This is a genomic window from Planctopirus limnophila DSM 3776, from assembly GCF_000092105.1.
GTDB lineage: Bacteria > Planctomycetota > Planctomycetia > Planctomycetales > Planctomycetaceae > Planctopirus > Planctopirus limnophila.
The window spans coordinates 2,504,499-2,530,731 of sequence record NC_014148.1 but is presented as its reverse complement, the minus strand read 5'-3'; the positions used below and the strand labels follow the sequence as shown (position 1 = coordinate 2,530,731).

24 protein-coding genes are annotated in these 26,233 nt (G+C 53.0%); 11 read left to right on the top strand and 13 right to left on the bottom strand.

Annotation, left to right across the window (positions count from 1 at the left end; genetic code table 11):
* The first annotated feature begins 26 nt into the window (after positions 1 to 26).
* Positions 27 to 173, top strand: coding sequence for a hypothetical protein (locus tag PLIM_RS24385; protein ID WP_013110205.1), 147 nt, complete (start codon positions 27 to 29; stop codon positions 171 to 173).
* A gap of 37 nt (positions 174 to 210) precedes the next feature.
* Here PLIM_RS24385 and PLIM_RS10065 read toward each other — a convergent pair whose 3' ends face one another.
* From PLIM_RS10065 to PLIM_RS10055, 3 genes are read right to left on the bottom strand one after another with little or no spacing between them, the layout of a single operon-like run.
* Positions 211 to 993, bottom strand: coding sequence for a 7-carboxy-7-deazaguanine synthase QueE (locus PLIM_RS10065; protein ID WP_013110204.1), 783 nt, complete (start codon positions 991 to 993; stop codon positions 211 to 213).
* The gene (queC, locus tag PLIM_RS10060; RefSeq protein ID WP_013110203.1) at positions 983 to 1,717 is read right to left on the bottom strand and encodes a 7-cyano-7-deazaguanine synthase QueC; all 735 of its coding nucleotides are present in this window, start codon (positions 1,715 to 1,717) and stop codon (positions 983 to 985) included. The genes PLIM_RS10065 and queC overlap by 11 nt, the downstream gene beginning before the upstream one ends.
* A gap of 27 nt (positions 1,718 to 1,744) precedes the next feature.
* A complete protein-coding gene (locus PLIM_RS10055) occupies positions 1,745 to 2,563 on the bottom strand; it encodes a hypothetical protein (protein ID WP_013110202.1) in 819 nt (272 codons plus the stop codon).
* A 347-nt stretch (positions 2,564 to 2,910) separates the two neighbouring features.
* Here PLIM_RS10055 and argH point away from each other — a divergent pair, with 347 nt between their 5' ends.
* Positions 2,911 to 4,293, top strand: a complete 1,383-nt coding sequence (gene argH, locus PLIM_RS10045; protein ID WP_013110201.1) for an argininosuccinate lyase — start codon at positions 2,911 to 2,913, stop codon at positions 4,291 to 4,293.
* On the opposite strand, the gene PLIM_RS10040 is transcribed toward argH, so the two are convergent.
* Together PLIM_RS10040 and PLIM_RS10035 are read right to left on the bottom strand one after the other, a co-directional pair.
* On the bottom strand, positions 4,290 to 5,270 hold the full coding sequence (locus PLIM_RS10040) for an aminotransferase class IV (protein WP_196349563.1): 981 nt from the start codon (positions 5,268 to 5,270) through the stop codon (positions 4,290 to 4,292). The two genes, argH and PLIM_RS10040, sit on opposite strands and share 4 nt — an antisense overlap.
* Positions 5,271 to 5,348: 78 nt before the next feature.
* Positions 5,349 to 5,822 (bottom strand): ASCH domain-containing protein, encoded by a 474-nt coding sequence (locus PLIM_RS10035; RefSeq protein WP_041401538.1) that lies wholly within the window; start codon positions 5,820 to 5,822, stop codon positions 5,349 to 5,351.
* A gap of 431 nt (positions 5,823 to 6,253) precedes the next feature.
* Between PLIM_RS10035 and PLIM_RS10030 the strand changes: the two genes are divergently transcribed.
* Entirely contained in the window at positions 6,254 to 7,177 is a 924-nt protein-coding gene (locus PLIM_RS10030) for a hypothetical protein (RefSeq protein ID WP_013110197.1), read from the top strand.
* Positions 7,178 to 7,213: 36 nt separating this feature from the next.
* On the opposite strand, the gene PLIM_RS10025 is transcribed toward PLIM_RS10030, so the two are convergent.
* The 5 genes from PLIM_RS10025 to PLIM_RS10005 form a co-directional block, all read right to left on the bottom strand.
* Positions 7,214 to 8,071, bottom strand: a complete 858-nt coding sequence (locus PLIM_RS10025; protein WP_013110196.1) for a class I SAM-dependent methyltransferase — start codon at positions 8,069 to 8,071, stop codon at positions 7,214 to 7,216.
* Positions 8,072 to 8,152: 81 nt separating this feature from the next.
* Positions 8,153 to 8,593 carry a hypothetical protein gene (locus PLIM_RS10020; RefSeq protein WP_013110195.1) on the bottom strand — a complete coding sequence of 147 codons (441 nt, stop codon included), beginning with the start codon at positions 8,591 to 8,593 and terminating at the stop codon, positions 8,153 to 8,155.
* A 147-nt stretch (positions 8,594 to 8,740) separates the two neighbouring features.
* Complete coding sequence (locus PLIM_RS10015; RefSeq protein WP_013110194.1) at positions 8,741 to 9,907, bottom strand: type IV pilus twitching motility protein PilT; 1,167 nt, start codon at positions 9,905 to 9,907, stop codon at positions 8,741 to 8,743.
* 209 nt (positions 9,908 to 10,116) lie between these two features.
* Positions 10,117 to 10,593 (bottom strand): hypothetical protein, encoded by a 477-nt coding sequence (locus PLIM_RS10010; protein WP_013110193.1) that lies wholly within the window; start codon positions 10,591 to 10,593, stop codon positions 10,117 to 10,119.
* 193 nt (positions 10,594 to 10,786) lie between these two features.
* Positions 10,787 to 11,470, bottom strand: coding sequence for a YkgJ family cysteine cluster protein (locus PLIM_RS10005; RefSeq protein ID WP_013110192.1), 684 nt, complete (start codon positions 11,468 to 11,470; stop codon positions 10,787 to 10,789).
* 540 nt (positions 11,471 to 12,010) lie between these two features.
* On the opposite strand from PLIM_RS10005, the gene PLIM_RS10000 reads away from it, so the two are divergent.
* The 5 genes from PLIM_RS10000 (at position 12,011) to folP (ending at position 17,234) form a co-directional block, all read left to right on the top strand.
* Positions 12,011 to 13,309 (top strand): outer membrane protein assembly factor BamB family protein, encoded by a 1,299-nt coding sequence (locus PLIM_RS10000; RefSeq protein WP_041403461.1) that lies wholly within the window; start codon positions 12,011 to 12,013, stop codon positions 13,307 to 13,309.
* A 252-nt stretch (positions 13,310 to 13,561) separates the two neighbouring features.
* Positions 13,562 to 14,692, top strand: a complete 1,131-nt coding sequence (gene bioB, locus PLIM_RS09995) for a biotin synthase BioB (protein ID WP_013110189.1) — start codon at positions 13,562 to 13,564, stop codon at positions 14,690 to 14,692.
* Positions 14,685 to 14,936 carry a hypothetical protein gene (locus PLIM_RS24140; RefSeq protein WP_013110188.1) on the top strand — a complete coding sequence of 84 codons (252 nt, stop codon included), beginning with the start codon at positions 14,685 to 14,687 and terminating at the stop codon, positions 14,934 to 14,936. Before bioB ends, PLIM_RS24140 begins: the two co-directional genes overlap by 8 nt.
* A 366-nt stretch (positions 14,937 to 15,302) precedes the next feature.
* Positions 15,303 to 15,593, top strand: coding sequence for a hypothetical protein (locus PLIM_RS22755; RefSeq protein WP_052301547.1), 291 nt, complete (start codon positions 15,303 to 15,305; stop codon positions 15,591 to 15,593).
* Between the two features lie 765 nt (positions 15,594 to 16,358).
* The gene (gene folP / locus PLIM_RS09980) at positions 16,359 to 17,234 is read left to right on the top strand and encodes a dihydropteroate synthase (RefSeq protein ID WP_013110186.1); all 876 of its coding nucleotides are present in this window, start codon (positions 16,359 to 16,361) and stop codon (positions 17,232 to 17,234) included.
* Positions 17,235 to 17,356: 122 nt separating this feature from the next.
* On the opposite strand, the gene PLIM_RS09975 is transcribed toward folP, so the two are convergent.
* From PLIM_RS09975 to PLIM_RS09965, 3 genes are all read right to left on the bottom strand, one after another.
* The gene (locus tag PLIM_RS09975; protein WP_052301682.1) at positions 17,357 to 18,292 is read right to left on the bottom strand and encodes an alpha/beta hydrolase; all 936 of its coding nucleotides are present in this window, start codon (positions 18,290 to 18,292) and stop codon (positions 17,357 to 17,359) included.
* A 59-nt stretch (positions 18,293 to 18,351) separates the two neighbouring features.
* Entirely contained in the window at positions 18,352 to 18,795 is a 444-nt protein-coding gene (locus PLIM_RS09970) for a DMT family transporter (RefSeq protein ID WP_013110184.1), read from the bottom strand.
* 212 nt (positions 18,796 to 19,007) lie between these two features.
* The gene (locus PLIM_RS09965) at positions 19,008 to 20,051 is read right to left on the bottom strand and encodes an alpha/beta hydrolase fold domain-containing protein (protein WP_013110183.1); all 1,044 of its coding nucleotides are present in this window, start codon (positions 20,049 to 20,051) and stop codon (positions 19,008 to 19,010) included.
* A 524-nt stretch (positions 20,052 to 20,575) separates the two neighbouring features.
* On the opposite strand from PLIM_RS09965, the gene PLIM_RS09960 reads away from it, so the two are divergent.
* From PLIM_RS09960 to PLIM_RS09950, 3 genes are all read left to right on the top strand, one after another.
* On the top strand, positions 20,576 to 22,777 hold the full coding sequence (locus tag PLIM_RS09960; protein WP_013110182.1) for a glutamine synthetase III family protein: 2,202 nt from the start codon (positions 20,576 to 20,578) through the stop codon (positions 22,775 to 22,777).
* 209 nt (positions 22,778 to 22,986) lie between these two features.
* Positions 22,987 to 23,676, top strand: a complete 690-nt coding sequence (gene mobA / locus PLIM_RS09955) for a molybdenum cofactor guanylyltransferase (RefSeq protein ID WP_013110181.1) — start codon at positions 22,987 to 22,989, stop codon at positions 23,674 to 23,676.
* Between the two features lie 142 nt (positions 23,677 to 23,818).
* Positions 23,819 to 26,029, top strand: a complete 2,211-nt coding sequence (locus tag PLIM_RS09950) for an alpha-amylase/4-alpha-glucanotransferase domain-containing protein (RefSeq protein WP_013110180.1) — start codon at positions 23,819 to 23,821, stop codon at positions 26,027 to 26,029.
* The last annotated feature ends 204 nt before the right edge of the window (positions 26,030 to 26,233 follow it).

The following is a 26,233-nucleotide window of genomic DNA, read 5'->3' as shown; positions in this document are numbered from 1 at the left end:
GTTAGGCAGAGCAAGAGGAGTCAATCATGAAGCGGTTGACCGTTGTGGCTCTCTCAGCGGCCCTCGTTGCCTTGGTGGCTGTGGAAAAGCCCAAGGAGTTTTTCCACCACGATTGGAATTGTGTTATCTGCTCGGGGTTCTGGCTTTTCGATGATGTCATTCGTTTGTCGTGACGCATTTCGTGAGCACTTTTCTACCGAGTGAGAAATATCACACGCCGCGGCGGTGGCCGAACCATTCGATGTGGAGGCGGGGGCAGAAGTTGTAGCCTTGCGATTCTGCCAGTGGCTTGAGCCAGGCTCCACGCAAGGCGAGTTCTTCCTGTGTGATCCCCTGGGGCATCAACCAGACATGTTCCGGCGGAACGTGCGGCAACTCAGTAAGAGCCTCTGAAAGTGCATCGAGATCAGCGGGAGTATCGATCACAAATTTGAGCTGATACGGGTAGTCAGTCGTCAGACGTGTGAGCGTGGCGATGTTCCAGCGCAGCTCAGAGTGTCTGCGGGCGACCGCGCCTTGGCTTCCCCGCACCGCAGTGGGATTTACAGGAAAATCGGGTGCGGCAGTGGGGTTCGAATTCGCCAGCTTCGGGCTGATCGACATCAGGTCTGCCATCACGGGACGGTCGACCGTTCCTGCTGTTTCTACAGTGATATGGAGCCCGGCAGCCTTCAGCGCGTGGCTAAGTTCGACAATCGCGGGCTGAAGGAGTGGTTCACCTCCAGTCAGAATGACGTGCTCCGCTCCACTGGCAGTGGCCTGAGCCAGCAACTCATCAATGGTCTGCCAGTTTCCTTCGGCTGTCCACGAGGTGTACGGAGTATCGCAAAACCAGCAGCGCAGGTTGCAGCCCGTCGTGCGGATAAAAAACGATCTCACGCCCGTCAGCGCACCCTCCCCCTGCACCGAAAGAAAGGTTTCGGCAATACGCAGGCGCGCAGAACTGTGGCCTGTTTTTTTAGCAGAAGGAAGAGTGGAAAGATCAGTCGGCATAACGGGTGGGATCTGGAATATGTGCTTCGAGGAACCCCTTCTTGCGAATCAGACAGGAGTCACAGTGGCCGCAGGAAAGTCCTGTGGGAGTTGGATCATAGCAGCTATGAGTTAAAGAGTAATCGACACCCAGGGCGACTCCCTGCCGGATGATTTCAGCCTTCGTGAGGTGAATTAATGGTGCATGGATTTTCCAGGGCTGGCCTTCGACGCCGGTTTGGGTGGCGAGGTTCGCCAGCTTCTCAAAAGCGGCTACAAATTCCGGTCGGCAATCGGGGTAGCCGCTGTAATCCACGGCGTTCACACCTACAAACAAATCCTGTGCCCCGATCACTTCGGCCCAGCCTAAGGCAATCGAGAGGAAGACCGTGTTTCGGGCGGGAACGTAGGTGATGGGAATGCCGCTGGTCAATTCGGCTTCCGAGCGGTCCTTGGGGACATCGATATTGGCGGTGAGGGCTGAGCCCCCGATCGATCGCATGTCGAGGGGAATGACGACATGCCGGGCGACGCCCTGCGCCTGGCAGACTTTCTCAGCGGCTTCCAATTCAAAGCGGTGCCGCTGGCCGTAATCAAATGAGATCGCAAAGGGAGAAAACCCCTGCGCTTTGGCCATGGCAAGAATTGTGGCGGAATCCAGCCCACCACTCACCAGCACCACACAGGGTGGCGATATTTTTTTTTGTGGAGGAGCAGTACTTGCTTTCTGATGATCCAGAGCCATCCCGAGATCCTTCGATCACTTTGCAGTCTACCAGCGGACGTATGTCCGATATCTGGGTGCATAGTAACCGAAAGGCTGATAACCCCAAGGGTAACCCCAGAAACCTCGGTAATAATTGATCCATGGACTCCAGCCGCCCGTGGCGACGTTCACATTGGTTGTCTGGTAGGTGACTGGCCGGATCTGGCCCAGCAACAGTTCCATGGTGGCATCATGGCGATACGCAGGATTGGCATCGTATTCCGAGCGACTGAAAGGGATCTGATTGTACACTTCGGTGTAGTGATGGGCTCGAATCACGCCCGTCAGCGCGCCGGCCCCTGCATGAGGCACATCGCAGTTAAGGCAGCTCTGGTCGGCAACCGCCGGAGTATTTTCGCTGCCAGCAGGTGTTGATTGAGCCGCCGGTGCTGGGGGCATCAGCATATTCGGAGCAAATCGGCCCGGGAGGGATGACAATCCAGAAGTCGATGGGAATCCTGGAGTTATGGTGACTGTCCAGGCGGAAGCAGTCCCTGCACCGAACGTATGGACGGCAGAACCATCTGGTGTGTAGTTCACCGTGACAATGTTCGTTGGGGACATTTCTTTTGATGGTGAGCCGACCTGATTCGTAAGAGGGGCTACTGGCTGATTTTCAGGAGCAATGGCCGGTAAATTTGCGATGGACGCTGGTGGTGATGAGATCGCGTCAGGCAGAACAGGAGCGACCAGCACGGGAGCCGGTGTGAGTGGTGCCACGACTGGTTGAGGAGCGATTTCGGGAGCAACTTCCTGAGCTGGAAGCTGTGCCCAGAGAAGTGTAGTCGTGCACAAAGTTATGCAGCACAGAAGGTTATGATACATTTGGTGGAGATCCACTCACGAAATGATGTTCTGAAGTTTGTCAAACAGATTTCACCTAAATTACCCATTCTTACAGCTGTTGGGGAGCCACAAATTCTGATTGAACCAGTTTTCCGTTGATTTTTTGCCACATCGGGTCAGGAATTGAAGTGCTTTGAGTCGGCGAATGAGCTTCGAATGTGCTGTGGTCGTCCGGGGGAAAAGTGCCTTGCCACCCGCTAAGATGGCAAATGAACCTGAGAAGTGAATCAACTTGACCAATCGGTCATTTCCAGCGAACCCCATCCGAAGGTTCGCCAGCAGGCTCGGGTTGTTAATACTCATTCTGGCAGTCGAAAGAAGTGAACGTGGCAGCTAAAGCTTGGGGTGGTGCATTTGATGGGCAGACGGATCCTCGCGTGGAACGTTTCACCGAATCGATCAGCTTCGACGCCCGGCTCGCAGAGGTCGATGTTCGCGGTTCGAAGGCTCACTCGCAGATGCTCTCGGAAGTCGGCCTGATCAGCGAGCAGGAAAAGAACCAGATTCACGCCGCACTCGATGAGATTCTGGCCACGATTCTCGCAGGGAAATTTCCCTTTCGAATCGAACTGGAAGACATCCACATGCATATCGAGTCGGCTTTGATCGAACGGTTGGGAGATACCGGTCGCAAGCTGCACACGGGCCGAAGTCGCAATGATCAGGTGGCAACCGATCTCAAACTTTATGTACGAGACGCGATGGATCGGCTTGATGGATTGCTTGTTGAACTGCAGCGGGCGTTTATTGGGCGTGCGGAGCGAGATGAGGGGGTAATTTTGCCCGGCTACACGCATCTGCAGCGTGCTCAGCCAGTGCTTGCCTCACAGTATTGGTGTGCCTGGTGCGAGAAATTTGAGCGTGATCGAACTCGCCTGCGGGATGCTCGCGTGCGCCTCAATGAATCTCCGCTGGGGGCCGCTGCTCTGGCTGGTACAACGTTGCCGATTAACCGTCAGCGAACAGCCGAACTCTTGGGATTCGACCGGCCGGCTGCCAATAGTTTGGATGTTTCCAGCGATCGCGACTTTGTCGCCGAGACCGTTTTTGATCTCACTTTGATCGCCACGCATTTGAGCAACTGGGCCGAAGAATGGATTCTGTGGTGTACGACCGAGTTTGGCTTCATCAAATTGCCGAATGCCTACACGACCGGTTCATCGATCATGCCTCAAAAGAGAAATCCCGATGTACTGGAGCTGATTCGCGGAAAAGCAGGCCGAGTGGTCGGTGATCTGCAGCATGTCCTCGTGCTCATTAAGGGCCTGCCCCTGGCGTACAATCGCGATCTGCAGGAAGACAAGGTGGCCTTGTTCGATGCCCTCGATCAGGTTGAGGCGAGTCTCGAACTGGCTGCTGCTATTGTTGAGCACGCCGAACTGAAAAAAGAGACGATCTCGGCCCGCATTGAAGAAGGGTTTCTGGATGCAACGACGCTCATGGAGTATCTGATCCAGAAGGGTGTCCCCATGCGGACAGGCCATGAGACTGTGGGCAAGCTCGTGAGGCTCGCGGAATCGAAGTCCTGCACGCTGGCGCAGTTGCCTCTGGCTGATTTTCAGTCGATTGCACCACAGGTCGAACAGGATGTGTTCGAAGCGTTGGGTGTGGTGAATGCTGTCCGCCGCTTCCGCAGTGAAGGTTCGGGGGGAACGGCATCCGTCGCCCAGCAGGTCGCCAAGTGGAAACAGAAACTGGAGTCAACTTAATTTTCTAGGCCAGCCGTATTCTCACCGCCAAGCCATAGGGCAAGGTCGGAACCAGTGGTTTGGCTCCATTGATGGAGAATCTTCTGGTACCACGGGCCTTTTGGTCCTGCGCCGATCGTATGCCCATCAAACCGGGTGACCGGAACCATCCCGAAGGGAGTACTGGTGAGCCATGCCTCCTGAGCCATCATGAGATCTTTAGGCCAGATTTTTCGACGTTCGACCGTAAGTCCGGAGCGCTGACAAAACTCCAGTGTCGCCTTCAGGCTGATCCCTTCGAGTGCCTGGCCTTCGGGTGGGGAGATGGCGCAGTTGTTTTGAATGACAACCAGATTCCCAGCAGCAGTTTCGGTCAATGAACCATCGTCATCAGCAAGAATACTGAAGGCGTGCGGGTCAATTTTTCGCGCAGCAAGTTCACCCATCCGCCAGTGCATACGGCTTCTTGATTTGATGGTTCGGGGAACAATCTCCGCAGGTAAGGCTTGAACTGGCGGGCAGACGAGGGAGACCCCATCCCGGTACATCGCGTGGTAAGCCTGTCGCCTCAGGCAGAAGGTGTGGATACCTACACTCGGGCCATGTTGCCTGGCATACTCCTGTCCCGTGTAGGTGGGATTTGGCCCGGCGGTGACGAAGATCACGACCCCTAATTCCTGCGGAATCTCTTTCGAATCGATGACTTCTGGAGTGTTAACGACCTTGAAGTTGTGGGTGACCACCCGCGTGCAGATCTCGAAAATTTGACTCTCAGAACAGGGCAACGCAATTTCGACAAATTTCAAAGATTGTCGCAGTCGTTCGAGGTGATCAGTCAATCGAAAAATCTGACCGGCAAAGGTGCGCGACATTTCGGAAACCGCCAGACCACCAACAACCCCCAGATCCGTTACGGGAAGCGCAGCGGCTGATTCGAGAAGATATTGGCCATTCAGCCAGGCGATGGGTGTATTGACAGCGAAGGTCGGAGAGTTCATTTCGAGAATCAGCCTGTCGAGATTTTTTTGCTTTGTTGGGGTCATTCAGTGCACATCATGATCAGTTCGATACGGAGTCTATCGCAGTGAGTCCCCCGCTGCCGGCTTCCTTTGGAAAGGGTAGAACCAGATGCCATAGGGGAGAAATCGCGGTGACAGTTCCTGCGGGAGCCGGAAAGGATTCTGCAGAATCCAGGCTTGCCGGTTAACGAGAAGTTCTGGCGGGACGCAGGCCGCAAGAGCATCAGACGCCTTAGCTGATCGAGCATCCATCAATTCGACTGTCCCCAGGATCACCCCTTTCGGGAGTTGTTCGATTTCAAGATGGTGCTCAGCGGCTGCGACCAGAGCGCAAGGAAGCTGAGAGGGCTTTCGGGATGCATAAACGTAGAAGCGACCTCGCTGATTCGTCATGGTCGAGCGGATTTCAATCGTTTTCTTCCCCTGAAGAATCAGTTCGGCCCAGGGCTGTTGAATTGCCAGGGCGATGCGTTCTTTATCTGGTGATTGTTCCTGACTGGTCAACAGATACTCCCAGACTGACGGATCCATGAAATTGAGCGTGAATGATATGAGTTTTGCAGGGAAATTGGGCATCCCTTACACAAAGATTATGAACATCGCCACAACTCGAGCCAAAAGCCATGGGCGGAAGTGGTTTGTCATTTTTCGGCAGGAAATTTGTGCCGTCGGTAGATCGTGATGCGGCGTTCGGTTCCAATTACGGTTCAAAATCGATGGGTTCGCCAGCCCTGAGTGGGAGACTGCTGAATTTTGAAGAGTTTATGTCACGACTGTGAACATGTTCGAAAGATCGTTTCCGGGAGACAATCTGTCTTCTGGCTCTGCACTCGCCATCAGCAAGATCTCGCTTATGCCAAGTATCCTCCACAACCGCGATTGTCCTGTTCAGGTTTTCAAGTAAGAATTCAGCCGGACGGGCTCAACAATTACCCGAAGGGTGGAAGAGATGCGGGGGTGGAATGATGTCTAGGCCAACGTGGCAGGCACTTTGCAATGAATGGCTGGATGATGGCGGTGAATTCCCGGCAGCCGAAATTGCGGAAGCGGCAATCACCACGATTGCAGATGCAGCCTTAGTGGTCTCATTGCTGGAGCGGCAGGCACAATGGCTGAAAGATCAATTGATTGAATTTGGTGATGTGCGGGCTCTTCTGGTCGCTTTCGAGCGGATCGAGACGACTCAGGCTTTCATGTATCTCGCCCGGCATGCAATGCCCCACCTGCTCGATATTTTTGAAAAAATCTCTGAGAAGATCCCTTCCGATGATGACCTGCTGGGTTATCTGCTGATGCTCTTTTCCCGCTTTGGGACATCCGAAGGCTGGGATACGATTGTGGCTGCCAGCGGCGATGCCAGGCTTTGCAATCTCTGGGTTTGGGATGGCTTTATTCAGTGGCCGAGAGAACAGGATCCGATTATCCCGAAGCTCGTCAAACTGCTCTCCCCAAAATCGACAGAGGATACAGCGGCTATCGCCAGTTTGTTCTGGCTGAATCAACTGGCAAGAGCCGATCAGATTCTGACGCATCCTTATGATTCGCCGGAAGGAATCCAGCGACTTTCGGAATGGCTGGATGCCGCAGCACCGTTGGAAAGCCGAAGTGTGGCAGGCAAGGCGGCTGCCAGTGCCATTCCATTTATCAGTGCGTCCTACCGCCCTGCACTTTTTGAATTGGCTGATCAGCATCCCGAGATGGAAGTGCAGTTGGAATCGGCATGGGCACATGCCTATCTCAAAGAAGAGAGTGGATTCACCAAACTGGTGAGTGCCTGTGAAGACGATGAGCTGGCAGCCAACGCAGCGGCTTACCTTGACGATCTCAATGCCGGACATCTGGTGCCACAGGAACTCCGTCGCCGACTATCGGATTTTCAGGAGTGACCTCGGAACTGACCAGCGGATAGCGATCCGATCGGTTTAGTCATTGCGGCGGAAGACAAACTCATTGCAGCCCAGTCGGCCGCCAACAGTCCTCATCTCAAACAGCGTGAAGCCTCGATCTCGCAAAAACCGGAAGATTTCTTCGGGTTTGGCTACTTCGAAAGGCCAGCCGCCCACCCAATCGACCATGTCGGTCCAGTAGTACATCCCGCGCTCTTTCTGGCCGAACCGCGATTGGAACCAGGCTTGCCAGATGGGGAGCGGGTTCTTGAGGCGGATCACCAGCATCAGGCTGCGGAAGAGGTTCACGGGAATGGCATAGCATTCGTAGGCCACGACTACTGCGAGGACGATCAACAGCCTGATGAACGAAGGTGAAGCCACATAGAGCTGTTTAACAATCTTCCAGCGGTCACTGGCAGCGCCTTGATCGTTGTAGATAGACAGGCAGAAGTGACCACCGGGCCTCGTGGCCTGTGCCGTGATCGCAATGGCTGACCACATATCTCCTGTGTGATGGAGTACACCCCAGGAGTATACGATGTCGAACTGCCCCAGGCTGGCCATCATCGTTTGATCGCGAGCCGAGCCCTGCTGAATCGTCCACCCGTTGCCCGAACCATATCGGCGTCTCAGTTCCTCGGCACAGGCCACACTCTGAGGATCAAAGTCGATCGATGTGACAATGGCCCCTAAGCGAGTTGCTGCCAGGCTGAACAGCCCGCTCCCCGAGCCAACATCGAGAAACGTCAGGCCATCCAGCCGTTCGCGATGGAACAGCTTTTGAATCGATTGTTCAGCAGTGGCGATTTGCGGTTCGGTCAGGCGAGAGAGAAATCTCCACCAGTTGGCACCAAAGGCAAAGCGTGGATCAGTCTCAAGGGTCACGGTCACAGGAGCGATCCAGTGTTAAAGATAAGCTTTATAGCTCAATAAAATGACGTTAAAGAGGTTGTTTGGGCGAGAGGCAGTTGGTTAACTTGTGCGGTTTTGCAGATACCACTTTTTGTCGATTTTTTTGAAGAACATTTTCTTATTCCCGTTAATCTCTTCAGGAAAAATGAACTCTGCGACTAGGCCATCTTCACTCATGACGGGCTTGAGTTCAGCGGCCTTTTTCAAAGCATTAAGAAGTTTTGGGGCACCATTTTTTGCAAAAGCATCAAAGAGGGCATCGACGTTATTCGTCTGCTTGAGAACCTCAAGTTCCTCAGGAATCGAAAATTCCAGAATCAGTTTTTTATGCTCCTTTTCCTGTAACAGGCGAATCATCTCGGCAATTGTCGTATCGAGTTGCTCCTGCGGGTGCGGTTTTTTTTCCTGAGCCACGGATGCACTCTGTGGATTCAGGAAAACACCTAATATCAGCAGAAGAGGAAACAGTGGGGTGAGAACGGTCGTAAAGAGTTTAGACATGCTTTGCGTCTCTCTGACGATGACTGATTTCTGATCTCGAAAGTTGTGATCTCGACAATTGCGATGCCGCAATTTTGAAATGGATGATGTCCTGGCCAGCCTGCCGAAAGATGAAAAGCCGTTGTATCGTGAAGAATGTGGAAGCTCTTATAGAATCCCGGGGCCCTTCACATCGATCCCCTTGAGCATCATTTTGAGCTCTTCCACGTTGGGGCTGATCTCAAAAGCCTCCGCCCGGCTCACGTATTCCTGCGTGATGAAGTGGTACAGGCTGTCGTTGAACAACTGCATGCCGTCGGCCTTGCCGATCCGCATGGCGGCGGGCAGTTTTTCATCCTGCTCTTCGAGGATCAGCTTGCGGACGGTGCCGTTGAACAGCATTACCTCGCAGATGGGGACGCGCTTGGGTTTGTCGCGAATCGTGGGGAGCAGCTTCTGGGCGACGATCGCCTTCATGTTGAAGCCCATCGACGAACGGATCGCCGAGTGCATGCTTTGCGGGAACAGGTCGAGAATACGGCCGATCGTCGAGGGAGCCGACGAGGCGTGGATCGTGCCGTATACAAGGTGGCCCGTTTCTGCCGCATGGATGGCGGTCTCGAACGTGTCCCGGTCGCGCAACTCACCCACCAGCATGATGTCGGGGTCTTGCCGCACGGCATGCTTCATCGCGGTGTGGAAATCGCAGACATCGGGGCCGATTTCCCGCTGGTTGATCAGGCTTTTGTCGGCCGTATACACGAATTCGACGGGATCTTCGATCGTCAGGATGTGCTTGCCGAAGTTGTGATTGATCCAGTCGAGCATCGACGCGATGGTGGTCGATTTGCCCGAACCCGTCACGCCGGCGAGCAGCACCATCCCCTGGTCGTACCGGCAGAGATCCTCCATGATCGGCGGGAGGTACAACCCCTCGAAGTTGGGGATCGACCGCTCGATCTTACGACTGACCATCCCTACCTTCCCAGTCTGGATGAACATGTTCACGCGGAAACGCCACGGCTCACCCTTGTACTCGACGACATGGGCATAGTCGGCACCGCCCGTGTTCATGAAGATCTCCTGGTTGCGTTCGTCCATCAGCGGCCAGCAGAGTTCCTTCATCTGCTCTTCGGTGATGGGAGGCATATCCAGAGGTTTCAATGCCCCTTTGATGCGGAGAATCGCGGGCTTGCCCACCTGCAAGTGCAAGTCGGAGCTGTTGAGATCGACCATGGCCCGAAACAGTTTGTTAATCGGGAAGTCCTTGATGACCCCCGCTCCCAATCGGATCGTGCTGAACTTGGCTGCCGCAGCAGGTGCGCCTCCACCCATGCGATATCCCTTAATAATCAGATGTGATTGTTGAGATCAGATTCTTTGATTTCGTGCCGAGCGTCGATGTGAATGAATCTAATATGTAAACAGAACTCGTCATGACGTTCAATTGGCTGTTGAAAGATTGGCCCAATGGACAGGGCGAATCACACGGATGAAGGCCTTTTGTGTGGTCTCGAAGGCCGTCAATTGTGATGGGATTACGTTCAGGGAGCCTTCTCGTAGAGCGAGTTGAGATCGTCAGTCCAGTTCAGGAAGTGAAATGTCCAGTTTTCGCGTGGTCGGTAATAAGTGATGCGAAAGACAGCTGCTGAGCGTTCGTGATATTCGAGAACTGTGTAGCGGATGAATCGATCCGAGATTTTCTCAGTCTTCAGCAATTCGACTTTTCCGAGCGGTTCGCCATAACGTGCTGCCAGTTTGATCTTTTCCTGATGGATCTTTTGTGTGAGGGCGTCAAATCGAAGTCGCTTTTCTTCGTTCACTTCACCTGAGGAATTCTCAATAGCAGCAATAAACTCACGGATATTGCCTTCCTGAAGAGCATTCATGGCGAGTTGAACGGCCTGACGGCACTCTTCTTCGCTGGATAGTTCTTCTGCAAACAGTGGGCTGAATCCTGTCAGTCCGATGATGATCCCCATGAGAAATGCAGGAATCATTCGAAATCGATGTGTTGGCATGTCCGCTTCCCTTCGATTGAATTGAGATTCGGGAAGGATGACATTTTCGATACTTGCCTGCAACATGTCGCTTTTTGGCATGCGACATTGAGTTGAATCATCAGCTGGCAAGATTGAGCCCGCTTCGGCTGCACGAGCCCAATTCGCCAGTAATCAGCACGAAAGGGCCGCCCGCCGGTGCGAAGTTGATGGATTACGCCGCCCGGAAAAAAGGGATCGTGGCGGGAATTTCGGCTTCCAGTTCGTCGGCCGTTTTTCGGATCAGTCGTTTCTCATAAACAAAGCGGATGAAGTCCGGAAACGAAGCCCAGCTTTGGGGAGACTTATTCCAGACTCTGGCCAGCTGCTGGAAAAAAAGCTGTTCAAAGCGAGCGATGACCAGATCTTCCACGGTTTGAACCGGGTCAAGATCGGCAGGGATCCATGGGCGTGGACACAGTTCGTAGATTGGCAACTGTTCGTGACGACCATGTGAGGGGATGTCGTAAATTTCCGCGATCTGCCCCGATGAACTCAGTCTCGTCGGAAAAATTCGGCAGGCCGATGGTCGAGAGCCATAAATGCCACATCGGGCTTCACCGAGAGGGAAATCTCGATCCGGTGCGCCTTCCATGAGAAATCGACATTTGGTCGATTGTGGGAAAAACTGGCTCTGACTGTGCATCAGGCAGATGGCAAAGGGAACTTCTGGCTCATCGTCAAAATAAAACTGTGGAGCCTGCCCGCGCGTGATGAGCCCTTCGCGATCTTCCCAACGGCAGACGAAATCCCAGAAATTGAGTTTGAGATCACGTTCGATGCGGATGATATCCGCTCCCGTGATGGAAACTGCAAAACTGCGACAGCAGCCGGCATGGCAGTTTTGGCAGGGACTCATGCGATTCCATCCTTCTTCTGCCGCCTGACAGGCTTTTGAACCTGTCGGCTCAGCGGGTGACTTCCGATCGCCCCGTAGGGCATGTATCGATCGCAGCGGTCATTCCGATTGAGAAAAAGTTACGGAGCCATGAAGAATTTGCTCAGAAACGATTCAGTGCTCAAATGAATCAGTGGTCGAAAAGAACGATGTTCGCCCCTTTTTTCTCTAAAGATCTCGAAAGGCGGCAAAGTTGTTCAAGAGCAAGATGATCGCCAGCAAAAACTCACTCGTCGTCATCATCGAGGCATAAGCCGCTTGTTCACGGAAGGCAATCAGGAGGCAATCTCCTTTCTGGCAGCGAAGTGACGGCTTTCATCTGAGGGGAATTCTCGTTCTGATGTATCGAATCGCAAAAAGATCTGAGATATTTATCTCGAGATATTTGTGAGGACACGCATGACGCCGAAATGTTGTCACTTCGAAGAAGGTTCTGCTGTGAAGTACGTCAAAACTGATCGTGGGCTCCTGTCATTTTTCTCGCAAGTTGGATCTTCCTGCATGGCAAAACTCGGCTCTCTGGCAAGTGTTGCCCTGCTGCTGAGCGGTGCTTCACTTGTTGCAGAAGACTGGCCGAATTGGCGTGGGCCTCTCAATAACGGAATCTCTTCCGAAAAAAATATTGCGACCACTTGGTCTGCGGACAAGAACGTCTTGTGGAAAACTCCCCTGCCAGGGCCAGCGGGTTCGACGCCTGTCGTCTGGGGCCATCAGATTTTCCTCACCACGGTCACCGAGAGTGGAGATCTTCAGGTCTTGGGGCTGAGTACCAAAGATGGTGCTGTGCAATGGGTGAAGACGGTATCCAATAGCACTCTGACTGCACGCGGAGACGAAGGAAACGCAGCCTCTCCTTCTCCTGTGACTGATGGCCAGCGTGTCTGGGCATTTTTTGGTGATGGAACGCTGGCCTGCCTGACTGTGGACGGCAAAGAAGTCTGGAAGTTCAATGTCCAGGATCGATATGGGAAGTTCAACATTCAATTTGGCATGAGTTCCACACCACTCTTACGAAATGGTGTGCTTTACCTCCAACTGCTGCATGGTGATGGGAATCCGAAAACCCGTGAAGCACGCATCGTGGCTATGGATGCACTGACCGGCACAGAAAAATGGGCTGTCGATCGACCGAGCGATGGCAGCGATGAAAACGAACATTCTTATGCCTCTCCCGTATTTTTTGGAGAAGGTGATGGAACCGTGCTGGTGACCCACGGAGCCGACTACACCGTAGGGCACAGGCTGACCGATGGGAGTGAAGTCTGGCGGATGAGCGGACTGAACCCCACTGCGAAATACGATCGCACACTTCGGTTTGTGGCATCACCCGTTGCTGCTGGGGATTTACTGGTCATTCCAACGGCAAAACGAGGCCCGGTGATGGGCATTAAGCCCAAGCCCGGCAAAGACCTGTTCAAAACCGAAGCCCATCTGTGGCAATGGGAAAGAACACCTGATGTTCCTTCACCGCTGATTCTGGATGGGCTGGTCTACCTGTGCATGCACGACGGGAATCTCAATGTGCTGGAAGCGGATACGGGCAAAGAGGTCTACTTTGAGCGGACACATCGGCAAAGACACCGGGCGTCGCCTGTGTATGCCGATGGCCATATCTATCTCACGGCACGCGATGGCAAAGTGACCGTCGTAAAGACAGGTCGGAAATTTGAAGTTGTTGCTGAAAACGAGATCCCGGAATCGATTTCGTCTTCACCAGTGATTTCGAACGGAACTCTTTATCTGAGAACGTTTTCCAATCTTTACGCCATTCGCGAATCGAGCCGCAGCCCGTCAAAATGAACGACAGTGCCAGCCGGACTGGTTCGTGGATTCATTGTCTGAGAGCAACCAGTTACACTCTGATGGAAAATGTGAAGGGCGAGCTCTCCATTGGCGAGCTTCGTCAGCTTGATCCTCGTGAGGATCGGCTGAATTGATCATCATTCAACAACCATAACAGGCTCGGGAAGTCTTCACGGACTGGTCAGTGTGACCAGCCGACGTGAGTTCCTAAGACGGGTAATCAGTATGTCCGCTGTCGAGAGTGTTTCCATGTCTGCAACTGGGTCTTCGAAAGAAAACTGCTCCACAAAGATTTGCTGGAGTGATCTTGCTGACAAAGTGATGGGCGGGCACGTGCTGACCCGTGAGGAAGCTCTAGCCATTCTGGATTCAGAAGACGATGAGATCGTGGATCTGCTGGCAGCTGCTTACAAAGTGCGGCGTAAGTATTTCGGGAATAAAGTTCAGCTTTACTTCCTGAAAAATGCCAAGAGTGGTCTCTGCCCAGAGGATTGTGGTTACTGCTCTCAATCCAAGATTGCCGAAACTGAAATTCCTAAGTATGCCATGCTGAATGAAGCCAAGCTCATGGAAGGAGCAGCGCGAGCTGTCGAAGCCAAGGCCCGAACCTATTGCATCGTGGCTTCAGGACGCGGCCCTTCCAACCGAGAAGTAGGGCATGTCGCCAGCGTTGTCAAGAAAATCAAAGAGACCTATGGACTGCATATCTGCTGCTGCCTGGGTCTGTTATCGCCCGATCAGGCCAAAACATTAGCAGAAGCCGGGGTTGATCGGATCAACCATAACCTGAACACAGGTCGCGAGTTTTACGACAAGATCTGCACGACTCATACCTATGATGACAGGCTGGAAACACTGAAGGTGGTTCGTGAAGCCGGTATGGAGCTATGCAGTGGCCTGATTGTGGGCATGGGTGAAACCCAGAACGATCTGGTTGATGTCGCTTTTGAATTGCGGGAACTGGGTGTGGAATCGACCCCGGTCAATTTTCTGCATGCCATCGATGGTACTCCTCTCGAAGCTCGGCAGGAATTGAATCCCCGCCAGTGCTTGAGAGCTTTGTGTCTGTTCCGCTTTGCCAATCCGGCTGTGGAACTGAGAGTTTCCGGCGGACGTGAAGTGAATCTGAGGTCGATGCAGGCGATGAGCCTGTATGCTGCCAACAGTATGTTCGTCAGCGACTATCTCACGACTAAAGGGCAGCCGGCTGAAGATGATTTCAAGATGGTAGCCGACCTGGGGATGGAAGTCGTGATCGGTGATCATGACTCTTTTCTCGCATGGAAGGCAGTTCAGGAAAGTCAGCCCCAAACCAATTGCTGCGAGGGAACTTCGACCTGTGTAACCCCTGAGAAAACAGCGGCAGGTTGTCATGCCTAGTCCGAATGGCTTTGACAGCCGACTGGATACTCTCGTCACAGAAATCCGCACGGTGATGAGTCATGAGACCGCTTCATCCAGCGATGCTGCCAGGTCTGAGTTCATCTCCTGGTTACATTCCCATGCTTCTGAGGTAGCTCAGATCCGGTATGATCGAACGCCGACGGGGTTTTGCCGGACGATCGTCGCAGGCGAGGCCGATCTTCAGCGGTTTCTGGCAGAATCTGGAAAAGAATCGCATTGATGCGGCTTTTGCCAAGAGAAGTCGAGTGACTGAATTGGCAGCAATCAAGATTTCGCGGACCGAAAGTTCTCGTGCGGGTTGGCGAAGTGAGTTATCCAACAGACTCGCTCTCATCTGATCGAGAGTATTGTGGGCCGAACTTGACGCTGCTTTGGGCAATCAGATCTTGTTCGTTTTCAACAGTGAAACTGAACTGAGATTCGTCATTCACTGCCGCAACACACGTCGTTGCGTCTCATGCTTCGGGGTCGTTGCTGGCATAAAAAAAGAGTGGGGAGCCATTGAGACTCCCCACTCGATTACGAATTCATGTGAATTGGCGATCTTTGCAGATCAACCAACCAGCACAAATTTAGTTAGCAGCTGGTGCTGGTGCTTCGGCTGGAGGAGCTGGAGCAACAGGGGCGGCTGGAGCAGCTTCGACAGGTGCTGCTGGTGCAGCACATGTTGGAGCACATGGAGCCACTGGGGCACATGGTGCTACTGGAGCACATGGAGCAGCGGCAGGTGCACATGCAACAGCAGGAGCTGCACATGTTGGAGCACATGGAGCTGGTGCACAGGCGGCAGGAGCTGGTGCAGCACATGTTGGAGCAGCTGGAGCACAAGCGACTGGTGCTGGTGCACAAGCAGCTGGAGCAGGAGCGGCACATGTAGGAGCACAGGCGACTGGAGCGGCGCAGCTAGGAGCTGCACAGCTTGGTGCACATTCGCTTGGGCAGCAGCTGGAACGCTTCTTCTTGCAACGAACCTTCTTCACTTTGCAGCAAGGGGTTGGTTCGCAAGCAGGAGCACAAGCAACTGGAGCAGCGCAGCTAGGTGCACAGGCAACAGGAGCTGCACAGCTTGGTGCAGGTGCGGCGCAGCTAGGAGCTGGAGCACAGCAATCGCTTGAACGACGGAACAGACCGGCGTCGGCAGCGCTTGCACAACACAGGACAACAGCGACGGCAGCAGCCGCCATAGACTTGAACATACCAGCCATCTTCACAGACCTCCTCAGACGTTGAACGAGATTTGTCGGTGCAGACAGCCCCGACCCCCCTGGTGACTCGCTCGTCGATCAGCAAAATCTGCCAATCAATGACTTTTCGAGCGAAACATTTTGACATTGAGTAACTTTGGATAACTCTTCCGGTTACGCCAAAGCAGGATAGCGGGAAGGATACGGATGTCAAATGAAATGAACCGAAAAACACGTTTAGGATGAATGGGAGGTACACATTGTCTGGGATGATATTGTCGTGCCGTTGATGACAATTTTATTGTGGAGAGCAGTGGGGCCAGAGAAACGATCTTCCGAGATGATTTGTTATTTGTCAGAGAATATCGTAAGTCTTTGGAAAATAGGCTGTTATGATAAGATGTGTGCTGAGAGTTGATGGCCCTCTCACGCCCGCCTAAATCGTGAGGACGATGGATATGTACACTTCTTCTGACGTGCGATGGTGTTGTTGCGAGCACACCTTCGAGAAAAGTCGTCAGCCTCGACTGATGGGAATTGTGAATGTCACTCCCGACAGTTTTTCTGATGGAGGAGCGTTTTTCTCGACAGACGCTGCTGTTCAGCAGGCTCTTGATCTCGCCAGTCATGGTGCGGAGATACTGGATATCGGTGGCGAATCGACACGCCCCGGTTCATTACCCGTCGCCGCGGACGAGGAGATCAGACGCGTCATTCCTGTGATTCGCGAAGTCCGAAAGCATTCCCGGCAAGCAATTTCCGTTGATACGACCAAAGCTCAGGTGGCCAGGAAAGCCCTGGAGGTTGGTGCCAATATCATCAACGATATTTCCGGGTTAACGTTTGATGTGGAGATGGTGGCCGTCGCTCGCGACTACAAGGCCGGCGTGATCATCAATCACATTCAAGGCACTCCGCAAACCATGCAGCACAATCCGGTCTACACAGATGTTGTGCAGGAGGTGTTTGATTTTTTTGAGCGAAGAATCAACCAGTTAATCGACGGCGGGATTTCAGCCGAATCGATCTGTCTTGACCCCGGAATCGGGTTTGGCAAAACGGCGGCACATAATCTCTCGCTATTGCGAGCCATACCGCACTTTCAAAAACTGGGGCGACCGTTGCTCGTTGGTCATTCTCGGAAAAGGTTTCTTAAGCAACTTACCGGGCGTGATGTCAACGAAAGAGAATACGGAACGTTAGGTGTCAGTCTGGCTCTGGCACAATTGGGAGTCGATTTTCTCAGGATCCATGATGTGGCTGCACATAGGGATAGCCTGCTGGCTTACAGTGCCGTGGCTTTGAACATCGATCCAGAACAACCGCTTCAGTAAAAGTGAAATGAAACAGTGGACTGACAAAGCATTTTCGTCAGTCCACTGTCAGAATATGATTTCTGCTGAGTGAGATTGCTTTGCCTCGAACGTGTTCGAGGCAAAGATGGTGAATGCGGCAATCACTTTTTGAGCATTCCCAATGAATTCAGCCAGTTGGCGCAAAGTTCTGGCCAAGCGGCAGCGGTTCCCTGCCCCTTCCCGAGGCCAATCCCATGGCGGCCTTTCTGGAAAATGTGAAGTTCGCCAGGAACGCGGTGTTTCACCATCGCGGAGTAGAATCGCAGGCTGTTTTCAGGAAGAACTGCTGCATCCTCTTGAGTATGCCAGAGGAAGGTCGGTGGTGTCTGTGAAGTGACGCGCAAGTCGTTGGACATCCGGAGCACATCTTCATCGGCAGGAGTTTCGCCCAGGAGATTTCTTCGCGAACCGGCATGAGTCACGCCCTGTTCCATGGAAATGACGGGATAGCACAGAATCGCAAAATCAGGCCGTGAACTTAACCGGTCAATCGTATCCGATGAATCCAATAGCCCCAGATCAAACTGGGTGGCAGCGGTCGATGCCAGATGTCCACCGGCAGAAAAACCCAGCACACCCACTTTATCGGCATCGTGCATCCCAGCTTGTGGAGAGTGCAGAGATCGAACAAGACGAATCGCTCTCTGGACATCCAGACGTGGGACAGGATCCTTGTAAGCCGGGGCGTGTCTGTAGGTGAGAACGTAAGCACTGATTCCCAGTTCATTCAGCCACTGGCCAATTTCGTGGCCTTCGTGGGATTTGGCGAGCCCGCCATAACCACCGCCAGGACAGACGACAATGGCACATCGAGTCGCTTTGGAGGGATCGGCTTTGTAAATGGATAAGTAGGGGATGTCGGCAGGAGCGCCGGCTTTGGCCTCAGGTGCTCCATCAGGCCAGAGAATGATTCGAGGTTGATCATCAATCCCACCGGCCATGACTGAAATCGGACTGAGAATAAGACTTCCAATGAGCAAAGCCAGAGTCACGTTCGATTTGATGAATGCCAGAATTCCGGGTTGGAATTGCGTCATGTTGCGCGTCTTGAAGTTGTTCATTTGAATGCGATCTTTGACTTGAGGATGGGACGGGATCAACGCCAGGTGAAGAGCGCCATGCCAGACAGGACGAAAATAGCTCCCAGGATGCGAGTGAAACTCAAAGGAATCGCCTGCATTCCGAGAAGGCCGAAATGATCGACAAGTAACGCCGTCAGCATCTGGCCGAAGAGGACGATCGTAACCATCTGGGCAATTCCCAGTCGAGGTGCGACTGTCATACTCGACCACACAAACAAAGTGCCCAGAGTACCACCGGTCCAGGCCCACCAGGGGGCTTGGGAAAGCCTCGACCAGTCAGGTGTCGGAGCACGTGTCAACAGGCAGTACAAGAGCGACACGACTGCACCTGTGGAAAATGAGATGAGCGTGGCCTGCATTGGAACAGGAACATGCCCCTTTAATTGTGTGTTGACTGCTGCTTGAACGGCAGTTGCAGCCCCCGCGATGACCGCCAGAAGATAAAGCCAGCTATGCATAGATTCAGCCAATGGGAGAATTGTCAGTTCGAAGCGGCTTCGATCATCCCACGTTAGCGGCGTCTTGAAAAGGATAGATAAACACGGTTGTGATTTCGAAGAATTGAGTTTTATTCAGCAGTCTGTGTGAGGGGTTTGATAAGGTCATTCAGTCAAGTGGTATGTTTGTGTGCAGCATAAACTCTGCACTCAGATGACTCGTCAGGAAAGTACTAGCGTATGGGGACGTAGGGGAGACTTGGCTCATTGATGATCGCACGATACCTGGCGATTTGTGGCTGTTGATCCAACTTCGTCGTCACTCCCAGATGCTTTGAGAAAAACTTCAAGACACCTGACTGGATGCGACTGGTCGGCCAGGTGCCATGAGGCAAAGATCGAATTTTCCATAAAGTGACCTGTTGATGCTTCTCCTGCAGCAACCGACTCAAACTCAGCGATTGTTCAAACGGAATCTGATCGTCATCCACTCCGTGCATCAGCATAATGGGTGGCGATTTTTTGATCTGTGCAGCTTGCCACAAGGGACTGGCTGACTGGGCTTCCGCCGGATGTTCAGGAATTGGCCCGCCGAGCAGCAGAGATTCGGGTGCCCATAACGCAAAGTGATTCATTTCATCCTGAGAACCTGCACCAGATTCCAGGGATTGAAAATCGGTCGGTGCGTAAAGTGAGCAAACGGCCTGAACCTGAGACGAAACTTCGGGGCAAAGACCGGTGAGCAAAGCCAGATGTCCACCAGAGGAAGCACCGAATAAGGCAATCCGTTGATGATCGAGTTGGTGTTCGCCGGCATGTTCTTCCAGCCATTTTAACAGTGCGATGCTGTCCTCAAGCTGAGCCGGGAAAATCGCGACATCCGAGCTGCGGAAGTCGTGTGATACGACAGCAAAACCGCGATCAACAAGCTCTGAAATTGGAGCATGCCCGCGATGACCATTCCGCCAACCGCCACTGTGAAATGAAATGATCACTGGCCAGCCTGTCGAAGGGCACTGTAGCCGAGTGGGAACGTGAATATCGGCCAGAAGAGATCCCGTGGATCTTTCGCAATAGGTGACAGTTACTCGTTTCTGTGCAGGAAGAGATGGAGGAGTGGTTGGAGAAACTTCGAGAGAGAAAAACCGTTGTGGTTCTAAGTCCTCAGCTCCCACCAGCCGGACGTTCTTTTCCCACCACTGAGCAGAAGATCCCGCGACAACACATAAGCCACCAAAAGCCAGTATCCAGAGAATTGTGCGGGCAAACGCTGTCATGAAATCCCTTCGAACTCAAGGGGCTGATCTCAACTCTCCGCATGGCTGCGAGTTGCAATGACAGATGGCATCCCGCTGAAAAGATGCCATGGATGGGATGACGTCACCAGGGACTCGAACCAAGTAACACCTGATATTGATGAACGGCAAATCGCTAATCTTCCAAAAATTTCACGGAAGGTACATCCTTTTTTGTAAGTTTTTTATTTTCATGATCTCGTACGCAACATCTGCGCATCGAAAAGGCATTCGATTTTGGAGATTGGTGTTGAGGCGATCTCGCTGGCAATGTTTCTGCTTTGAAACGCCAAAATCTTGAACCAATCAGGAGGCAGAAAGTTTCGCACCTGATTGTGCCTAAAAAGCGGGCTGCTGTGCAACAGGGTTGAGCACTCCCGAGCGGTGAGAAGAGAATGCCGCCCCTTGTGCAGTCTATACAGATTCGGTACACCGATTGCAGCGTAGTCCAACGGGAATTTCCCAGTCGCTCCAAAACTGTATGTGTTAAAGAGGAATCGAGACTTATGAGTGGCAGCCAGGCTCGTCAGCAGGCCATTTCCGCTGTTTTGAATTACAAGCCCATTTCTCCCCCTCTCAATTTCGACGAGACACCAGCCGCCGACATTTACGGTTGCAATGTCTTCAGCATCACTGAGATGGAGAAGCGTCTGCCTAAGCAGGTGTTTAAATCCGTCAAGCGAACCATCGAGCGTGGTGAACCTCTCGATAATTCCATTGCTGACGTTGTGGCCGCCGCCATGATGGATTGGGCAATCTCCAAGGGTGCCACGCACTACGCCCACGTCTTCTATCCTCTCACAGGCATTACTGCTGAAAAGCATGACAGCTTCCTCTCGCCAGATGGCAAGGGTGGAGCAATTGCCGAGTTTTCTGGTGCCCAACTGATTCAAGGCGAGCCAGATGCCTCCAGCTTCCCGTCTGGTGGTTTGCGTTCCACATTTGAAGCTCGTGGATACACCGCCTGGGACGTGACCAGCCCGGCTTACATTCTCGAAAACCCCAATGGCACAACTCTGTGCATTCCCACTGCGTTCGTCTCCTGGACAGGTCCGGCTCTCGATAAGAAGACCCCGGTTCTCCGCTCGATGAAGGCACTCAACACTCAGGCTCAGCGTCTGCTGAAACTGCTGGGGCACAAAGATATTCCTATGGTCACAGCCACATGTGGCCCTGAGCAGGAATATTTCCTCATCGACCGGAATTTCTTCTTCGCCCGTCCTGACCTGGTGAATGCCGGACGGACACTCTTCGGGGCCAAGCCACCCAAGGGGCAGGAATTTTCCGATCAGTATTTCGGTGCGATTCCCGAACGCGTGCTGGCTTACATGCTCGAGTGCGAACGTGAATTCTACAAGCTCGGTATTCCTGTCAAGACCCGTCACAACGAAGTGGCTCCCAGCCAGTACGAAGTGGCTCCCATCTATGAGAACGCCAACGTCGCTGCTGACCACCAGCAGCTGCTCATGATGATACTCAAAAATGTCGCTTCCAAGTACGGCATGTCCTGCCTGCTGCACGAAAAGCCATTTGCCGGGGTCAACGGTTCGGGCAAACACCTCAACTGGTCTTTGGGCAACTCAGCTCAGGGTAACCTGCTTGATCCAGGCGAAACACCTCACCAGAACATGCAGTTCCTGCTGTTCTGTGGCGCTGTGATTCGTGCTGTTCATCTCCACTCCACCCTGCTCCGCGCAGTGATTGCTCATGCAGGGAATGATCATCGACTGGGGGCCAACGAAGCTCCTCCAGCCATCATCTCGATCTTCCTGGGCGATATGCTGGCTGATGTCTTTGAGCAGATCAAGAAGAGTGGCGCCCCAACATCGTCTAAGGGTAAGGGAACTCTCACCGTTGGTGTTGATACGCTCCCACAGTTGCCCAAAGATGCTGGTGACCGTAACCGGACCAGCCCCTTCGCATTCACTGGCAACAAGTTCGAATTCCGTGCTGTGGGCTCCAATCAGTCGCTTTCCGGTCCGCTGGTGGCTCTCAACACGATTGTGGCCGAGTCGATCGATTACATTGCCACAGAACTTGAAAAGGCCACTGGTGGCGATCCTGCCAAGCTCGCTCCTGCCGCTCAAACGCTCCTCAAGAGCATTGTTGAGAAGCATGGCGTTGTGATCTTCAATGGTGACGGCTACTCCGAAGCCTGGCATCAGGAAGCTGAAAAGCGTGGTCTGCCAAACCTGAAGCAGACTGTTGATGCTCTCGAATACATCGCGACTCCCGAAAACATCGCTATGTTCGAGAAGTACGCCGTTCTGACAAAGGAAGAAGTCGTCAGCCGCCAGGAGATTTACTACGAGCAGTACTGCCTGACAATCAACGTCGAAGCCAATCTGATGGCCGAGATTGCCAAGACAGTGATCTATCCCGCATCAACTCGCTATGTTGGAGAACTGGCTTCGTCAGGTGCCAGCTTGAAGGCTGTGGGAGTCGAGTTCGACGCCACACTGCTGAACAAGGTGGTCGCTCTCAACAAATCGCTGGTTGCAACGGTCGCCAAGCTCGAAGAAGCTGCTTCCCACGGTGGAGGTGGTGGTCACGGTGTGGCGAATCCCAAGGAAACAGCCTTCTACCTGAAGAACAGTGTCATTCCGCTGATGGTGGAACTGCGTGGTATTGTCGACGAGCTTGAAACCTACGTCGCTGACGACCACTGGCCGCTGCCAACCTATCAGGAGATGCTCTTCATCAAGTAGCAGCAATTTTTCCAGCCATCACGAGACTGTGTTCCCAGGCTTCGACTTGGTACATGTTTCAAGATTGCTGGTAAAATGAACGAGTAAGTTTCGAAAGAGCCGTTCATCCTCAAGATGAACGGCTCTTTTCGTCTTCTCAGACTCTTGATTTGCATCTTGAAGAGCGAGCACAATTCGAACGAGAATTGTTCTCAGGAGTATTTGCCTCTATGGAGGAACTGACTTCCCATTTACAGCGAATCATCATTCTCGCTGGGGGGAAGTCATCGCGCATGGGTGTTGCCAAGGCGAATCTGGTTTTCCATGGTGAGACTTTTCTGGAACACTTAACTCGTACGCTGTCGCCCTTAGGCATACCGATCTGGGTTCTCGCCAGTGAAAACTCCACGTCGGTTTTGTCAGCCAATGGCAAAACATGCCGCCATCATGTGGATTGCGACCAGCAGCCGTATGCAGGGCCGCTGATGGCCCTCTGTGGGCATATTTCACGCCATCCGCTTTCACCTGGTGCCTGGGTTTTTGTCGTCGGTTGTGATACACCGCTGGTGGATGAGCGGTTTGTGAGAGTGTTGTGGCAAGTCGGTGCTGCGCGAATGAGCGATCATCTCGATGAAGTGGAAGCGATAGGTTATCGCCTGCCCGGTTCGCTCGATCCACTTGAGATGACCCCCTTCCCGGCCCTGATTTCGAGCCGGTTTTTGAACAGTCTTCCCCAGAGAGTCAACGAGGGCGAGAGGTCTCTCTTTCGGGCACTGCAGTCTCGTCCGAAAGTTGTTGTCGAGGGGAAGTTGATCCTTGAATCTCTGGCTGATTTCGCCGCTGGCGATCTTCCGCCATGGTTCAATGTCAATACTCCAGCAGAATATGCCGCCTTAACCGGCTTGACTGAGCCACTTTGAATCAATCGCGCATGAGACGGTCTTGACCGCAAAGCATGATTCCAGAGAGATTCCGCACACACAACGGCAGTCGATTAGACATCGATCGATGGATTTCTCGCTGCTGTTCCCGCCGTCATCTCTCCATCTCCTGGAGCACTTCATGCCTGTCAGTACCCGTCTGATTCTCGCCATTCACAATCACCAGCCGGTTGGTAATTTTGATCATGTCATCAGGCACGCCTGTGAGAAGGCTTATTTTCCGTTACTCGATCTGCTGGAAGAATTCCCGGAAATTGCAGTTGTCCTGCATAACTCGGGAAGTCTGATCGACTGGCTGATGAAGCATGAGCCCGGTTATATCGAGCGACTGGCGGCTTTCGTGGACAACGGGCAGATTGAATTACTCGGTGGCCCATACTTTGAACCCATTCTGGCCGCAATTCCCAGGCGAGATCGGGTGGGGCAAACCGCCAGTTACAAGAAGTTTCTGGAACGACGCTTCGATGCACCCGTGCGTGGTGCCTGGATCCCTGAACGCGTCTGGGAGCAGTCCTTTGCTGCCGACCTGATCGATGCGGGTATCGAGTACATTCTGCTCGATGATGCTCATTTCCGGGCCGCGGGAATCCGTAATGAAGAGTTGCATGGCTACTACTTCACTGAAGATGCCGGTCGAAAGCTGTGTCTGTTCCCTGGAAGTGAGCGTTTACGTTACCTGCTCCCCTATGCAGATCCTCATGAGATCATCGAGCACTGTCGTCAGGTGGCCGAGAAACATCCGGGAGCTGTGCTGACATTCGGCGACGATGGCGAAAAATTTGGTGTCTGGCCCGGCTCGTGGGATCACGTTTACACCAATGGCTGGATGCGGCGATTCTTCACGGCACTCAGAGAGCAATCGAGCTGGCTGAAGGTGACCACGATGGATGAAACAGTCCGCAATGTTTCTCCGCTGGGGCGAACATATCTTCCCGATGGAAGTTATCGCGAGATGATGGAGTGGGCACTCCCTGCTGAGCGTCAGGTGCAATACCACGACGCCATGAATGGCTATCGCCAGCATCACGACTGGCCACAACTGGGTTCATTTGTCAGGGCCGGTTTCTGGCGAAACTTTCTGGTAAAATATCCCGAAACCAACGAAATGTACACACGCATGCTCGGGGTCAGTCAACGATTAGCCGAGTACGAAGAACTTTATGGCGATAAAGAGCACGTGGCGGATCTTCGAGCAGCCCGCGCGGATCTTTATCGAGCCCAGTGCAATTGTCCTTACTGGCATGGTGCCTTTGGCGGTCTCTACCTGCCCCATCTGCGTAATGCCGTCTACAGCCATCTGATTGCTGCCGATCACAAACTCGACCAGATTGCCGGGAAATCGCATCCGTGGGTGGAGGTATCGATTGACGATTACAACTGCGATTCAAAGTTCGAGATCAGTCTGAAAAGTGACAAACTCAAGGCTTTTCTGGCACCTGCGCAAGGTGGTCAGATGTATGAACTTGATGTCACGGCTGTTCGACATAACCTGCTTTCGACATTGAATCGTCGCTTTGAGCCCTATCATCATAAGATTCGACAGTGTGCAAGTTCAGCCCATGTGACAGAGCATGGTGGTGGCGTTGATCCCAATGGCGGTGTGAGCTTCAAGCAGGCGGGGCTGGATCAGAAACTGCAATACGATCAGTGGGCTCGCAAGTCATTGGTCGATCACTTTCTGCAACCAGGGTTGGCTGTCGAATCTTTCGCCAGCGGCGAAGGGACCGTAGGGGACTTTGCCCAGGGAGCCTATAAAGCGATTGTGCGACGATCCGATTCCCATGTGGAAGCGGTCATGACTCGTGACGGACACGTTGGTCCACATCACGCCACTGTCCGCAAAATCATTGCGATGAATGAATCATGCCCAGGTGAAATTCAGATTCGTTATGAACTCTCGAATCTCCCTCTGAATCTGCCATTGCACTTTGGCGTGGAGTTCAACTTTGCCGGGCTCGCGGGGTCGGCACCGGATCGCTACCTGTACGATGCCGCTGGTCGATCAATTGGGACACTCGATTCAACTCACAGTTTGCCCGCGGGAAAATCGATGGGTCTTGTCGATGAGTGGCTCGGGATCGATGTCAATCTGGATACGACGATGCCAGCCGAGTTCTGGATCATGCCAGTACAAACTGTCAGTCAATCGGAAGGAGGCTTCGAACTCGTCCACCAGAGTACATCCGTTGTACCTCATTGGGAGTTCTTTGCTCCGGCTGATGGCTGCTGGTCAGTCGATTTGAAACTGTCCATTGATACTTCAGTGGCCCATGCTCGAGCATTGCATGAAGAAAACGCCAGGCGACCAGTCTCTATGTCACTGACGGTTTGATCCGGATAGCACGAAGTTATCGATTCTTCGGGTGGTAACGGTTATCACAAGCTGAGCACAACCACTCGAAATTATCTTGCTCGCCATCAATCGATTCTCCATCAGCAGGTCTTAAGACAGCTTTGTCTTAAGACCTGCTGTTTTTATTGGGTAGCGGTTCGATGAACTCCCTCTTTTTGAAGTGATGAAATTCGCCATCAATGG

What these genes read in the sequence shown, in the direction of transcription:
- PLIM_RS24385 (WP_013110205.1), top strand. Translation starts at nt 27, where the DNA reads ATGAAGCGGTTGACCGTTGTGGCTCTCTCAGCGGCCCTCGTTGCCTTG.
- PLIM_RS10065 (WP_013110204.1), bottom strand. Translation starts at nt 993, where the DNA reads ATGCCGACTGATCTTTCCACTCTTCCTTCTGCTAAAAAAACAGGCCAC.
- queC (WP_013110203.1), bottom strand. Translation starts at nt 1,717, where the DNA reads ATGGCTCTGGATCATCAGAAAGCAAGTACTGCTCCTCCACAAAAAAAA.
- PLIM_RS10055 (WP_013110202.1), bottom strand. Translation starts at nt 2,563, where the DNA reads ATGTATCATAACCTTCTGTGCTGCATAACTTTGTGCACGACTACACTT.
- PLIM_RS10040 (WP_196349563.1), bottom strand. Translation starts at nt 5,270, where the DNA reads ATGAACTCTCCGACCTTCGCTGTCAATACACCCATCGCCTGGCTGAAT.
- PLIM_RS10035 (WP_041401538.1), bottom strand. Translation starts at nt 5,822, where the DNA reads ATGGATCCGTCAGTCTGGGAGTATCTGTTGACCAGTCAGGAACAATCA.
- PLIM_RS10030 (WP_013110197.1), top strand. Translation starts at nt 6,254, where the DNA reads ATGATGTCTAGGCCAACGTGGCAGGCACTTTGCAATGAATGGCTGGAT.
- PLIM_RS10020 (WP_013110195.1), bottom strand. Translation starts at nt 8,593, where the DNA reads ATGTCTAAACTCTTTACGACCGTTCTCACCCCACTGTTTCCTCTTCTG.
- PLIM_RS10015 (WP_013110194.1), bottom strand. Translation starts at nt 9,907, where the DNA reads ATGGGTGGAGGCGCACCTGCTGCGGCAGCCAAGTTCAGCACGATCCGA.
- PLIM_RS10010 (WP_013110193.1), bottom strand. Translation starts at nt 10,593, where the DNA reads ATGCCAACACATCGATTTCGAATGATTCCTGCATTTCTCATGGGGATC.
- PLIM_RS10005 (WP_013110192.1), bottom strand. Translation starts at nt 11,470, where the DNA reads ATGAGTCCCTGCCAAAACTGCCATGCCGGCTGCTGTCGCAGTTTTGCA.
- PLIM_RS10000 (WP_041403461.1), top strand. Translation starts at nt 12,011, where the DNA reads ATGGCAAAACTCGGCTCTCTGGCAAGTGTTGCCCTGCTGCTGAGCGGT.
- bioB (WP_013110189.1), top strand. Translation starts at nt 13,562, where the DNA reads ATGTCTGCAACTGGGTCTTCGAAAGAAAACTGCTCCACAAAGATTTGC.
- PLIM_RS24140 (WP_013110188.1), top strand. Translation starts at nt 14,685, where the DNA reads ATGCCTAGTCCGAATGGCTTTGACAGCCGACTGGATACTCTCGTCACA.
- folP (WP_013110186.1), top strand. Translation starts at nt 16,359, where the DNA reads ATGTACACTTCTTCTGACGTGCGATGGTGTTGTTGCGAGCACACCTTC.
- PLIM_RS09975 (WP_052301682.1), bottom strand. Translation starts at nt 18,292, where the DNA reads ATGACGCAATTCCAACCCGGAATTCTGGCATTCATCAAATCGAACGTG.
- PLIM_RS09970 (WP_013110184.1), bottom strand. Translation starts at nt 18,795, where the DNA reads ATGCATAGCTGGCTTTATCTTCTGGCGGTCATCGCGGGGGCTGCAACT.
- PLIM_RS09965 (WP_013110183.1), bottom strand. Translation starts at nt 20,051, where the DNA reads ATGACAGCGTTTGCCCGCACAATTCTCTGGATACTGGCTTTTGGTGGC.
- PLIM_RS09960 (WP_013110182.1), top strand. Translation starts at nt 20,576, where the DNA reads ATGAGTGGCAGCCAGGCTCGTCAGCAGGCCATTTCCGCTGTTTTGAAT.
- mobA (WP_013110181.1), top strand. Translation starts at nt 22,987, where the DNA reads ATGGAGGAACTGACTTCCCATTTACAGCGAATCATCATTCTCGCTGGG.
- PLIM_RS09950 (WP_013110180.1), top strand. Translation starts at nt 23,819, where the DNA reads ATGCCTGTCAGTACCCGTCTGATTCTCGCCATTCACAATCACCAGCCG.